Raw genomic sequence first — 12,749 nt, 5'->3', positions numbered from 1 at the left:
TAATGGCAAAAGAAAATAGTAGTGAAATTGGATTTGAAAAGCAAATTTGGGATGCAGCTGATGAATTAAGAGGTTCAATGGATGCTGCAGAATATAAGCATGTAGTATTAGGTTTAATCTTTCTAAAATATTTGTCTGATAAATTTGAAGAAAAATATCAGGAACTGGTTGAAGAGGATGAAGGTTTTGAAGAAGATATTGATGCATATACTTCTGAAAATATATTTTTTGTTCCGCCAGAAGCTCGTTGGTCAGAAATTGCTGCTAAAGCAAATACTGCAGAAAACGGCCTAACAATAGATAATGCGATGAAAGCTATTGAGGACAATAACAAATCCCTTAAAGGAATTCTACCTAAAAACTTTTCTCGACCTGAACTTGATAAAAAGAAACTGGGTGCAGTAATTGACATATTTACTAATGTCCAAATGTCTGAAAAAGGGGATAAAAAAGACATTTTGGGGCGTACTTATGAATACTGCTTAAGTATGTTTGCTGAAACTGAAGGTAAAAAGGCGGGAGAGTTTTATACTCCTGCATGTGTTGTAAAAACTTTGGTTTCAGTTTTAAAACCATATGATGGTCGTGTCTACGACCCTTGCTGTGGTTCCGGAGGAATGTTTGTCCAGTCTAAAAACTTCATTGATAATCATAGTGGAAATATAAATAATCTGTCAATTTATGGTCAGGAATCCAATCCAACAACCTGGAAAATGGCAAAAATGAATCTGGCCATTCGTGGACTTGAAGCAGACCTTGGAGAACATCAGGAGGATACATTTCTAAATGATTTGCACAAGACTCTTAAAGCCGATTTTGTAATGGCGAATCCGCCATTTAACCTTAAAAAATGGGGACAGGAACAATTGCAGGATGATGTAAGGTGGAAATATGGAATTCCGCCAAAAGGAAATGCAAACTTTGCATGGATGCAGCATATGATTCACCATTTGTCTCCAAAAGGAAAAATAGGTTTGGTTTTAGCTAACGGATCGCTGTCTTCAACTACTTCTGGTGAAGGAAAAATAAGGCAGGCAATCGTTGAAGATGATTTGGTGGAGTGTATTGTTGCATTACCGACACAACTGTTTTATACAACAGGAATCCCAGTTTGTCTTTGGTTTTTAAATCGTAACAAGAAACAAAAAGGAAAAACTCTCTTTATTGATGCACGTGAAATGGGAACAATGGTTTCAAGGAAATTGCGTGAACTAACTGATGAAGATATTGAATTAATTGCAGATACTTTCAATAAATTTGAAGAAGGTTCTTTAGAAGATGAAAAAGGATTCTGTAAAGTCAGTGATTTGGAAGAGATTAAAAAACATGATTTTATTTTAACTCCTGGACGTTATGTAGGATTTAAACCTGAAGAAGATGATGGAATACCATTTGAAGAGAAGATGAAAACATTAACAGCAGAGTTGGATGAATTGTTTAAAGAATCTAATGAACTTGAAGCAAAGATTCGCCAAAGTTTAAAGGAGATTGGATTTGAATTCTAGATTTAAATTTAGAATTTTTATTTAAAGGAGTGATAAATTTGAGTTTAGAATGGGAATCTTGTAAAATTGGAGAGTTAGGAAAAATATTTTCTGGTGGAACTCCATCCACAAAAATTAAAGAATATTGGGATGGAGATTTAAATTGGTTATCTTCTGGGGAAACTAGAAATACTTATATTTACGCTACTGATAAGTTCATCACAGAAGAAGGTGCTAATAATTCATCTACAAAATTAGCGAATAAAGGTGATATTGTAATTGCATCGGCAGGACAAGGTTTTACTAGAGGACAATCAAGTATGGTAATGATTGATACATATGTCAATCAATCTGTTATTGTTATAAGTCCTAATGATAAAGTAAACATTCATTATTTATTATATAATCTAAAATTTAGATATCCTGAGTTACGGCAACTTTCGGATCATGCAAGTACTAGAGGAAGTTTAACAACAAAGATAATTAAAGATTTAGATATAATTTTGCCCGATTTAAATACTCAAAATAAGATAGCTACTATAATTCAATATTTTGATAAAAAAATTGAAACAAACAAAAAAATAAATAAAAATTTAGAAGAACAATTAAGTTTAATTTTTGATGATTATTTTGTTAAATGTAGTGATTATGATGAAGATTCATTAGTTAAAACTGATTGGGGAAAAATACCTAAAGAATGGAAAAATATTGATTTTGGAGAGTTAATTCAAATAACAAGTGGAGATCGTCCAGATGAAAAATCTGAGACAAAAACAGATGATTTTAATATTCCTTTGTTTGGTGCAAGTAAAATCATGGGGTACACAAAAGAGTTTTCATATGATGAGGATATTCTGATTATTGGACGTGTTGGTACACATGGTGTTGTTCAAAGAGTTAATTATCCTTGTTTCCCTTCAGATAATACATTTGTAATTAAATCTAAATATTATGGATTTGTCTATCAACTTTTAAAAAGAATTGATTATGATTCTTTAAATACTGGTTCAACTCAACCATTAATTACTCAAAAATCTTTAAAAATGGTTAATGTTGTTTTACCTGATGAAAACTCATTATTTGAATTTGAAAATATTAGTAAAGTATTTTTTGATAAAATATACATAAATCAAAATGAAATTGGAAGTTTAACTAAATTAAGAGACACATTACTTCCTAAGTTAATGTCTGGCGAAATCGATGTCTCGAAGATAAATTGTGATTTAGAATAACGGTGGTTACTGTTATTCTTCTTTTTATATTTTCAATTCAAAAACAGCTATTTGTTCTTATTTTTTAAATTCAACATTAATTTGAGCTATATTTATATTAATAATAACAGTGTTATATTTGAGTTTTATAAGATTTTCAGAGAACTAAACAATAATTTAACCAATAAACTTTCTGTGGGCTAGTTTTACATTGCTTTGGTTCACCATTGCATATTGCATTGTTGTATCAATTTGCACGTGCCCTAATAATTTTTGTACTTGTTCAATAGGCATTCCTTTGTCAATTGCGTTTGTAGCCATTGTTCGTCTAAATTTGTGGGGATGGACTTTGTTAATATTGCATTTTTTTCCAAGGTCTCTTATTCGTGTTTCTACTCCGCTGATTCCTAATCTATCATATGGACTATTTAAAGAAACAAATAATGCAGGGTTATCATCTATTCTAGACTGAAGGTATTCCATTAAATGTATTTTTGTTCTTGCATCAAAATAGACTACTCTTTCACTTTCACCTTTTCCAAATACTATACATTCTCGTTCATAGAAATCAATATCTTCAATATTCAGCCGCACTAATTCTCCTACTCTTATTCCTGTTGATATTAGTAGTTCAACCATTGCTAAATCCCTTATTTCACTGCAATTATCACGTAATGTTTCTAAATTTTCATCGGTTAATACTTCTTTAACCACTCGACCAGTTTTTACTCTATGTATTCTTCTTACAGGATTTTTAATAATGTAATCTTCATCTTCTAGCCATGAAAAAAAGCTTGAAAAAACTCTTCTTATATTGTCTATGGTTGTTTTTGATGACATTTTTTCATTTTTGTGATCAAAAAGATATTTTCTCAAATCATCCGTGTTAATGTTGTAGACTTGTTTTTTTATTTTTTGTAACATTTTTTCTATTGTGGATTTGTAATATATGATTGTTTTTTCGGAACATCCTTCAACTTGTTTAGCAGATAAGAATAGGTTCAATAATTTAAAATTATCCACTTCATTTAATTCATTATTGTTATCAATAATATCTATGTCTTGCAAGGAATCTAGCAAGGAACTTGTTAATTTTATATATTGGCCTTGGTTTAGGTAAGGTTTCATTTGATTTTGAATTTTGGAAATGATTTTAGTTTTCATATTAATGCCTCTATTATATTATTGTGAAATGTTAATGTAAATTCATTTATACAATTTTGCTTGTGTGTTATCTGCAAGTCACAATTTATCTGTGAAACATCAATCTCACCAGACATTAACTTAGGAAGTAATGTATCTCGTAATTTAGTTAATTTTTCTATTTCATATTGATTGGTTTTAATTTCTTCAAAAATAGGAGATATTTGTTTATGGAATTCAATCATGTCCTCTTGAGGAGGAATTACAAGTTCTATTTTACCAAATTCTCTTTTGTTTAGATTTAATGTAGTGCTTCCCCCTGATCCAAGCATTTTAATATATTCTGATAATTCTTCCATATAAAGATAAACAAAATAAGGACTAATCCCTTCTTTACATATGACGCTATTAATTTGTTGATTTGTTTGACTTTCTTCAGAAGTAAGCGAAACTAATCCTGCAGTGGCAATACAACTAACACAAATACTATTTTCAGGCAATATCTTTTTAATTTGACTTTTTATTCCTATTTCAGATAATTTTCTCTCAGTATCAATTACAAAAACATTACCATGCATATCTGGAATTGTTATAAATGGCATTTTATCCCCATAATTTTCTTCTACTTTTGTAGAAGGAGTTTTACCACAAACAACATCTTTTGATATCTCATCAACTGATTTAACTTCAAATGTATTCGGAATTTCTCCAACATCAGTTTTAATCATTTGAGATTCATAACCTTTATAAAAAATAAACCTATCTCTAAAAATAGTCTTTGCCAATGCTGCTAAATTTTTATTTATAGATTCGCAAACAGCAATTTTTTCATCAATAGTTAATAATAATGTACTAATCTTCTTTTGCTCATTTATATCTCGAGGAATTCTTATATCAATAGGATGAATATGATTTCTGTTTAAAGTAGGAACTGCACTACCTCCAGCAAATTGTTTTAGGTCAATGGTTTTTAAATAATAGTAAACAAAGTAAGGATCAACATTCTTAAATTTTTCAACAAATAAGGTAGTATTATGAGACCATGAATCTCCTTTAACAATAAATGGATTTCCCACATTCCCACTACGGCCAACAGTAATTCCTGGAGATTCTGTAGTAAACTCATCATGATAACCAATAATACCATTAGAACCAACAACCGGATATTTTCCTTTGTTCATTTTATCTTTAGGTAAATCATATCCTCTTTTAAATGTGACAATATCGCCAAGAGTACAATCTATCCAATTATGGTTATTTGAATTTAAACTCAAAGTTAAATTTGAGTTTAGATTATGGAGTATTTTATGGATTATTTATTAAAATAATTAATGTATTATTGTTTATAAACCAAATAACCATAAATTTAAATAATTTTAATTTAATTAATGTATTTTTAATTCTTATTTTTGTTATAATAGAATTAAATGGGCTAGATGATATTGATGTTAAGAAAGATTTAATAAAAATAATATTGGAAGTATTATCTTTATTATATGTTTATATTATATGTTAAATATTTACTTTCAAAAATTTTTCTAGGATTGTTTTTATATGTTATTTAGAAGAACAAATCGGTATTTTTTAATAGGTTGTTTAATAAAAGTTTTATTGATCATGAAATAGGTTTTTTCTTATTTTTCATGAATATTTATATATCTAATTGTTTTTAAGGAATTATTTGATGTCATCTAGTAATGAAAAAAATGCAAAACCCTTTTTAAAATGGGCAGGTGGTAAAAAGCAGGTTATCAAGTGTATTGATAAAAAATTACCTCACGAAATTCAAGATTCAAATGTTATTGTAAAATATGCAGAACCATTTCTAGGCGGTGGAGCAGTTTTTTTTCATTTAATTAGTAAATTTGAAATAAAAGAAGCTTATTTAGGGGATATAAATAGGGAATTAATTTTAACATATGATGTTATTCAAGGAAATAAATATAAAAAATTAATTTCTAAACTTAAATCGTATTCTAATGCTTTTTTAAAAATGAATCAAGATGAAAGAAGAATATATTTCAATGATATTCGAAGTGATTTTAATAATAATTTAGAAGAATTTGATTACAAAAATTATTCTTATGACCATATTATTAGAGCAGCACAGATGATTTTTTTAAATAGGACTTGTTTCAATGGTTTGTATAGGGTCAATAAAAGTGGTAAGTTTAATGTTCCTATTGGTAAATATAAAAATCCTTCAATATGTGATGAAGGGAATATTGAAAATGTGCATGATGCTTTAAAAGGAGTAACTATAGTTTCAAAAGATTATATGGCTTCAAAAGATTTTATTGATGGAAATACATTTGTATATTTGGATCCTCCTTATTTGCCTATTAAAAAAACTAGTTTTACAAGTTATAGTGCTGAAGGTTTCGGTATTAATGAACAGAAAGAACTAAGTCAATTTTGTAAATGGATTGATAATAGAGGTGCAAAATTCATTTTAAGCAATTCTGACCCAAAAAATCATGATCCTGACAATAATTTCTTTAAAGATACTTATGGAAAATTGGGATTGAAAATTTGCAATCATAAAAAAATTGAAGTAAGGCGTTCAATTAATTCTAAAGGCAACAAAAGAGGGCCAATTAATGAACTTTTGATTTATAACTATTAAATTATTTTTTTTAAATTCTTTTATATGCATAATTTATATACTTTATTAAATAAATTCTTAAATGAAAGCAATTTTACGAAGTGAGAACAATTTTATGATCTCATACAATTTTGATCTCTTTTAGTAAAATTTTGATCAAAAACAAGTATTTTATGGAGATGCGCTTGGATTGGGGGTCATTAAGCAATTAAATTTTCTCTAACTGTAATTTGTATTTTTAATTAAAGGGATTCAAATGAAAACATTTCAGGAATTAAATTTCAAAGAACATTATGATTCTCAAAAAGATAATTTGTTGAAAGATTTTTATATTCCTGCTTTAGCTAATTCTAAAAAATACCGTAGGGTTGTAGGTTATTTCAATTCAAAAAGTTTAGCTTCTGTTGCTATTGGTTTAAAAGATTTTATATTAAATAATGGTAAAATGGATTTGTTATGTGGTGTTGATTTAAATCCGGCAGATGTTAATATGATTAATTTTGCTTCAAAACATCCTGAAGAAATATTGACTTCTAATTTTTTAAATGAATTAAATTCTATTGAAGATGAAATTGTTAAAAATCATGTTAAAATTTTAGGGTGGATGATTGCAAATAAACAATTGAGAATTAGAGTTGCGGTTAAGACAGATGAAAATGGAATTCCTGTTACTAATGGTGGTGGAATTTTACATTATAAGATAGGTTTAATGTATGACTGTAAAAATAATCTTATTTCTTTTAGTGGTTCAATTAATGAGACATCTGCTGCTTGGGAAAAGAATGGTGAAGAATTTCATTTATTTAGAGATTGGAATCTTGGTGAATTAAAGCATCTCAAAGAAAATTTAGTTACATTCACTGATTTATGGAATTCAAATTCAGAGTCATATAAGATTTTGGACATTCCTGAGGCAATTGAACAAAAATTAATTGATGATGCTCCTGAGAATTTTGATGATTTAATTTTTCATGATACAATTCCTCCTATGGCTCCAAAAATTGAATTATATGATTATCAAATTGATGCAAGGGATAAATGGTTTGATAATGATAAAAGAGGCATTTTTGTCATGGCAACAGGAACTGGTAAAACTTATACAGCATTAGGATGTTTGCAAAAGTTACTTCTTGATGATTCTTTATTATTAACAGTGATTACTGCTCCGACTAAACATTTACTTCCGCAATGGAATAAATCTATTGAAGATCTTGGTTTAAATTTGGATAGGGTAATTACTGCTACTGGAGATACGAAATGGAGAAAAGCATTAGAAGATGGCTTATTGGATTTAAGGTTACATATCATTAATAATTTGGTTGTATTAACCACTCATGATACTCTAGCAAGTGATGATTTCATAAATTATCTTAAAGAATATAAAAAATTTAACTATTTTTTAATTGGAGATGAAATGCATGGTTTGGGTTCTCCTTATAGAACAAATGGTTTAAATGATAAATTATATGATTTCAGATTAGGATTAAGTGCTACTCCAACTAGGTATTCAGATGAAGAGTCTGATTTTCTTTTTGAGTTTTTTGGTGATGAATTATATAAAATATCATTAGAAGATGCAATTTATAATTTTTATAATCCTCGTACCGGAAAATCTTATTTAACTCCTTATAATTACCATCCTTACTTTTTAAGTTTAACAAAAGAAGAACTTGAAAAATACAAAAAAATAACGTTAAATCTCTTTAAATTCCAAGATGAAGAATACAGTAAACAAAAAGCTAATTTACTTTTCCAAAGAGCTGATTTAATAAAAGATGCCTTCAATAAATTTAATGTATTTGAAGAAGTACTGGATGATATTGATGATTATTCTGGATTGATTATTTACTGTAGTCATAATCAGATTGATAAAGTTTTAAATATTCTTGCTAGAAAAAATATCGTTGCCCATAAGTTTACTATGGAAGAAAAAACTACTCCTTTAAAAGAATATGGGGGTTTATCTGAAAGAGAAATGATTTTAAAAGATTTTGATGATGGAAATTATCACGTATTGGTTGCTATGCATTGTTTGGATGAGGGGGTTGATGTTCCATCTGCTTCAAAAGCAATATTTATGTGCAGTAGCAATAGTTCTAGAGAATTTATTCAAAGAATTGGTCGAGTTATCCGACGTTATGAAGGTAAAACTCACGCGGATATTTATGATTTGATAGTTAGGCCTTCTGGGGATAGATTGGATAAATCATTACAAAAATTCGAAAAATTCATCTTTGAAAGAGAAAAAGAGAGATATAAACAAATTGGATATATTGCCGAAAATTATGATTATGTGATTAAGGAATTGAATAAAAATTTATAAGGTGTTGCTATGAATACTCAGAGAAAAATATATGAAAGTTTAAAAAAGAATTCAGGTAATGATTCTGTTTCAAATTTTCTTCAAGAAATATTCGTTGAAGAAAATAGGGGATTGCGCCAATGGAATGCAAAATATGATGAATTAATTGATAAATATTGTAAGGGGTATCTTAATGAGGATTGAAGAAATTCAATTTAAAAATTTTAGAAAATATGTTGATACATCAATTAACTTCAATAATGAAAATAATAATGATATCCATGTGGTTATTGCTGAAAACGGAGCTGGAAAAACAACTTTTTTAAATGCAATGACTTGGTGTCTTTATAATGAAGAACCTAAAATTAAAGACCAAGATGATGCATTGCCTACTTTAAATACAGAAGTAAGTAATAATTCGGATAATGATTTTGAAAAAGCTTCTGTTAGGATTACTGTTGCGGGTGATGGATTAAAATTAATTTATAAACGTTCTGATATTTTTAAAATTCATAGTATTCATAGTGATTATTACAAAAATAATGGTAAACGTGAGGAATGGATTGATCAGGAGTTCACTGTAACTGAAATTGAAGGTTCTCAGTCTAATGTGTGCAGAGACATTGGTGAGTGTGAGTTGTTAGTGTCATCATTTATTCCTGAAGCTATTAAGGAATTTTTCTTTTTTGATGGTGAACAGTTAGATAATTATTTTTTAATGTCTACAGCTATAAAAGACCAAGTATTCACATTATCTCATATTTTTGTTTTAGATGAAATGGAAGAGCGATTAAATGAAAAGTTAAAATACCTTAGAAAACAAGGAAATCCTAATTCGGATGCAGATAGTAAATTAAAGGAATATAATGAACAATCTGAGTTTTTAAAATCTGAAAAAGATAGATATGAAAATTTAAAAGATTCTTATAAATCATTAGAAAATGAATTGAAAAGTTTAGTTAATAATTTAGGTTCAGTTCCATCTATTAAGGATGTTGAAAAGAAAAGAAATGCTAAAATTATTCAAAAGAATAAGAATAATGAAAAAATATCTTCTAAGGAGAAAAGTTTAAATGATCTTATTATTAAGGAATCTCCAAAAATTTTAGCTAAACATGCTTTTATTAAAGCATTAAATTTAATTGAAGAAAATAAGGATGATTCTTATGTGTATCCTATTGATGAAGATATTTTGGAAGATTCGCTTCATGATCATTCGTGTAAAGTATGTGATCGGATTTTTGACGATGAATTAATGAGTTATATTAAAAAGAAAAAAGCTAAATTATATCTTATTTCTCCAGAGGATAAAATTTTAAACGATAATAAAAAATTTTTCAATCGTTTTAAAAATATCCAAGAAAGTTATATTAAATCTGAAAAAGAATTGATGGAGGACATATCTGATTTAGATAATGCAGTTAAAACATTAGAACGTGAAATAAAAGAATTTTATCATACAATTAAGGTTAATGAGCATCTTAAAGATAGTATTGATAGGCGTGATGAATTATTGGAAGTATTGCCTGAAAAAAACACGGAATTAAATAATCTAAATGAAAACAATAAAAAATTGCAGAGATGCATAGAAAAATTACATGAAGAATATCTAAATTTACTTGAAGAAGAAGAGGAATATCGTGAAATTTCTGCAAAAATAAAATTGTGTACTGATGCATTAGTGGTCATTAAGAATGTTAAAGAAGACATGATGGCTGAAACTAGAAAAATTATTCAGGAAGTTACAAAAGAAATGTTCTTTGGTTTAATACGTAAATCTAAGACTTACGGTGAAATTGAAATTAATGAGAATTATGAAGTTAAATTATTCGATGAAGATGGTAGACCATCTAAATCCTCTGCAAGTGCTTCTGAAGTTGAACTTTTAGCTTTGGCATTTATTTTAGCTATTCATTCAGTTTCCGGATTTGATTCTCCATTGGTTGTTGATACACTTTTAGCAAGAACTGGTGGTGAACAAAGATTAAATGTAGCTAAAAGTTGTTTAAATGTAAGTGAAGAAAAGCAATTACTCTTATTTTTACTTGAAGAAGAATATTCTGAGCCAGTTAAACAATTATATAAACAAAAACATGTTAATGAATACTCTTTAAGAGAATCTGAATCTGAAAAACAAATAATTATTGAGGGGAAATAATTATGGGGAATATGTCAAACCATTTTTATATTGAGAAGAATTATAAGGATTTTTTTAAGAAATCAGAAATTTTAAATTCTCCTAGAAGTGAAGGAATAATTAAACGGGAAAATTTCTTACTTCTTATGGCATTAGGATTTTCTATAGGTTTTAAAACACCCTTTGAAAATCCGAAAGCTAGTGGTAATGATACATTTGTTATGAATCAATTAACTGAAGAAGAATTGTCTTTAATGTATGCGATTGCAATATCTGACTCTGAAGATACAGAAATTGTAAATGATGATTTAAAAGTAGCTGATATTGCTATGGAATATGCAAATACAGGCATTATTGCACTTAAAGATTTAGAAGAAAATTCTCAAAAAGGAAATAGGCTAAAAAAATTCCAAATGGAAATTCATGATTTTATAGAAGATAATAGTGATTGATTTAAAATGTCAAATAAACCAGTTTTACAAGAAAAAGATTGCGATTATTCAATTTTAACTCATGTTAATTTGGGAATGAGAATTAAAGATGTTCCATCAGGATGGGCTTTAAACTTATTTGATATTCGTGAATTTATTCCTGTATTGAGATATGAAAAAGAATGTTATATTAGAATTAGGGGTATAATATCGCCATGTAGGATTGTTATTAATCCTCGGTTGTTTTATAAAGGAAAACCTTTAAAAAATCACCTTAGGGATCTGAAATCAAAAGATGAAAATTTTAAGGTTCCTATTGAGATAAAATTCAATAAAAGAGAATTAGATGCATCTTTAGATGAATTTAATTCAGATAACATTAATTATATAGATACTGATCTATTGGTTGGAAAATCATATAGCAGTAAGGGTTGGGGTTTATCTAAAGATGTTGTTTCACAATTAATTCCATTAAAGGCTTATGATTTTATGTTCCCTGTGTATATTGATAATATTCCTGCCGAAACACGGTTGAATATGCAAACTCGTTTATTTTATAATAGTGTTGAATTGAGTAAGGAATTAGAAGAATTGTCTAAAAGGGACTCCAAACAAAGAGTGGATGCAAGAATAATTTTCAATGAAGAATATCTGGATTTAGCAAAAAAATTTAAAGAAGGATACAAATCTGAAAGTAAATGTACTATATGCGGTAATTCATTAGACTGTGATAGTAAAAGTGATAAATGTTTTGATTGTTTAGATAAAGAAATCACTGTTTTAAAACTTAAAAAGATTTTAGAATATTTTAAACCTTCTGAAACATTTAATGAAAGAGATTTATTGGATTTAGGTTATACAAAAGGTCAGATTATTATTCTTATTAATAAATTGGAGAAATATGATTTAATTTCAATTGATTGGGATGGGTCTTTCCAATTAGTTGATGAAACAACTATAACTAACTTTATAAAACAATGGGGTTAACTCTTTTATTAAACTATATAACGTAAGCTGCCAAATATTAAACCAGAGGAAAAACATGAAAACTTTAAATGTTGTAGCAGCTATTATAAAAAAAGACAACAAAATCCTGGCCACCAAGAGAGGCTACGGTGAATTCATTAACATGTGGGAATTTCCGGGCGGCAAAATTGAAAATTCAGAAACTAAAGAGGAAGCTCTCATAAGAGAAATCAAAGAAGAGCTTGACTGCACTATTAAACCTGTAAAATTTGCTTTAAACCTTGAATACCAGTATCCTACATTTTATCTTAAGATGGACTGTTTTGAAGCTGTAATCACTGAAGGAACTCCAAAGCTATTGGAGCACAACGACGCCAGGTGGCTTTCAAAAGATCAGCTTGATGAGGTTAACTGGATTCCTGCAGACATTAAGATTATCGATTATCTAAAAGAAACTATGGATGATTAAA

General features: G+C 28.1%; 11 protein-coding genes. 9 read left to right on the top strand and 2 right to left on the bottom strand.

Translation table 11 applies throughout. From position 1 onward, the window contains the following. Positions 1–2 precede the first annotated feature (2 nt). Complete coding sequence (locus QZU75_RS08485; RefSeq protein WP_296883003.1) at positions 3–1,505, top strand: class I SAM-dependent DNA methyltransferase; 1,503 nt, start codon at positions 3–5, stop codon at positions 1,503–1,505. Between the two features lie 38 nt (positions 1,506–1,543). Beyond that, on the top strand, positions 1,544–2,716 hold the full coding sequence (locus tag QZU75_RS08480) for a restriction endonuclease subunit S (RefSeq protein WP_296883002.1): 1,173 nt from the start codon (positions 1,544–1,546) through the stop codon (positions 2,714–2,716). A gap of 156 nt (positions 2,717–2,872) precedes the next feature. On the opposite strand, the gene xerA is transcribed toward QZU75_RS08480, so the two are convergent. Both xerA and QZU75_RS08470 read right to left on the bottom strand, forming a co-directional pair. Further along, positions 2,873–3,859 (bottom strand): site-specific tyrosine recombinase/integron integrase, encoded by a 987-nt coding sequence (gene xerA, locus QZU75_RS08475; RefSeq protein WP_363139645.1) that lies wholly within the window; start codon positions 3,857–3,859, stop codon positions 2,873–2,875. Then, positions 3,856–5,112, bottom strand: coding sequence for a restriction endonuclease subunit S (locus QZU75_RS08470; protein WP_296882999.1), 1,257 nt, complete (start codon positions 5,110–5,112; stop codon positions 3,856–3,858). Before QZU75_RS08470 ends, xerA begins: the two co-directional genes overlap by 4 nt. A 410-nt stretch (positions 5,113–5,522) precedes the next feature. On the opposite strand from QZU75_RS08470, the gene QZU75_RS08465 reads away from it, so the two are divergent. The 7 genes from QZU75_RS08465 (at position 5,523) to QZU75_RS08435 (ending at position 12,748) form a co-directional block, all read left to right on the top strand. Beyond that, positions 5,523–6,464: a Dam family site-specific DNA-(adenine-N6)-methyltransferase gene (locus QZU75_RS08465; RefSeq protein WP_296882998.1), complete on the top strand. Its 942-nt coding sequence runs from the start codon at positions 5,523–5,525 to the stop codon at positions 6,462–6,464. A 235-nt stretch (positions 6,465–6,699) separates the two neighbouring features. Further along, complete coding sequence (locus tag QZU75_RS08460) at positions 6,700–8,766, top strand: DEAD/DEAH box helicase family protein (protein ID WP_296882996.1); 2,067 nt, start codon at positions 6,700–6,702, stop codon at positions 8,764–8,766. 9 nt (positions 8,767–8,775) lie between these two features. Beyond that, a complete protein-coding gene (locus QZU75_RS08455; RefSeq protein WP_296882994.1) occupies positions 8,776–8,949 on the top strand; it encodes a hypothetical protein in 174 nt (57 codons plus the stop codon). After that, a complete protein-coding gene (locus tag QZU75_RS08450) occupies positions 8,939–10,903 on the top strand; it encodes an AAA family ATPase (RefSeq protein ID WP_296882992.1) in 1,965 nt (654 codons plus the stop codon). The genes QZU75_RS08455 and QZU75_RS08450 overlap by 11 nt, the downstream gene beginning before the upstream one ends. A 2-nt stretch (positions 10,904–10,905) precedes the next feature. Continuing rightward, positions 10,906–11,334, top strand: coding sequence for a hypothetical protein (locus QZU75_RS08445; RefSeq protein WP_296882991.1), 429 nt, complete (start codon positions 10,906–10,908; stop codon positions 11,332–11,334). 6 nt (positions 11,335–11,340) lie between these two features. Continuing rightward, entirely contained in the window at positions 11,341–12,300 is a 960-nt protein-coding gene (locus QZU75_RS08440; protein WP_296882989.1) for a hypothetical protein, read from the top strand. Positions 12,301–12,355: 55 nt separating this feature from the next. Beyond that, positions 12,356–12,748, top strand: coding sequence for a (deoxy)nucleoside triphosphate pyrophosphohydrolase (locus tag QZU75_RS08435; protein WP_296882987.1), 393 nt, complete (start codon positions 12,356–12,358; stop codon positions 12,746–12,748). Position 12,749: the final 1 nt, after the last annotated feature.

Origin of the sequence: uncultured Methanobrevibacter sp. (assembly GCF_902764455.1) — an archaeon.
In the GTDB taxonomy this organism is placed as follows: domain Archaea; phylum Methanobacteriota; class Methanobacteria; order Methanobacteriales; family Methanobacteriaceae; genus Methanocatella.
The sequence above is the reverse complement of the archived record's forward strand: the minus strand, read 5'-3'. Positions and strand labels throughout refer to the sequence as shown.

What these genes read in the sequence shown, in the direction of transcription:
- QZU75_RS08450 (WP_296882992.1), top strand. Translation starts at nt 8,939, where the DNA reads ATGAGGATTGAAGAAATTCAATTTAAAAATTTTAGAAAATATGTTGAT.
- xerA (WP_363139645.1), bottom strand. Translation starts at nt 3,859, where the DNA reads ATGAAAACTAAAATCATTTCCAAAATTCAAAATCAAATGAAACCTTAC.
- QZU75_RS08435 (WP_296882987.1), top strand. Translation starts at nt 12,356, where the DNA reads ATGAAAACTTTAAATGTTGTAGCAGCTATTATAAAAAAAGACAACAAA.
- QZU75_RS08460 (WP_296882996.1), top strand. Translation starts at nt 6,700, where the DNA reads ATGAAAACATTTCAGGAATTAAATTTCAAAGAACATTATGATTCTCAA.
- QZU75_RS08440 (WP_296882989.1), top strand. Translation starts at nt 11,341, where the DNA reads ATGTCAAATAAACCAGTTTTACAAGAAAAAGATTGCGATTATTCAATT.
- QZU75_RS08465 (WP_296882998.1), top strand. Translation starts at nt 5,523, where the DNA reads ATGTCATCTAGTAATGAAAAAAATGCAAAACCCTTTTTAAAATGGGCA.
- QZU75_RS08455 (WP_296882994.1), top strand. Translation starts at nt 8,776, where the DNA reads ATGAATACTCAGAGAAAAATATATGAAAGTTTAAAAAAGAATTCAGGT.
- QZU75_RS08445 (WP_296882991.1), top strand. Translation starts at nt 10,906, where the DNA reads ATGGGGAATATGTCAAACCATTTTTATATTGAGAAGAATTATAAGGAT.
- QZU75_RS08485 (WP_296883003.1), top strand. Translation starts at nt 3, where the DNA reads ATGGCAAAAGAAAATAGTAGTGAAATTGGATTTGAAAAGCAAATTTGG.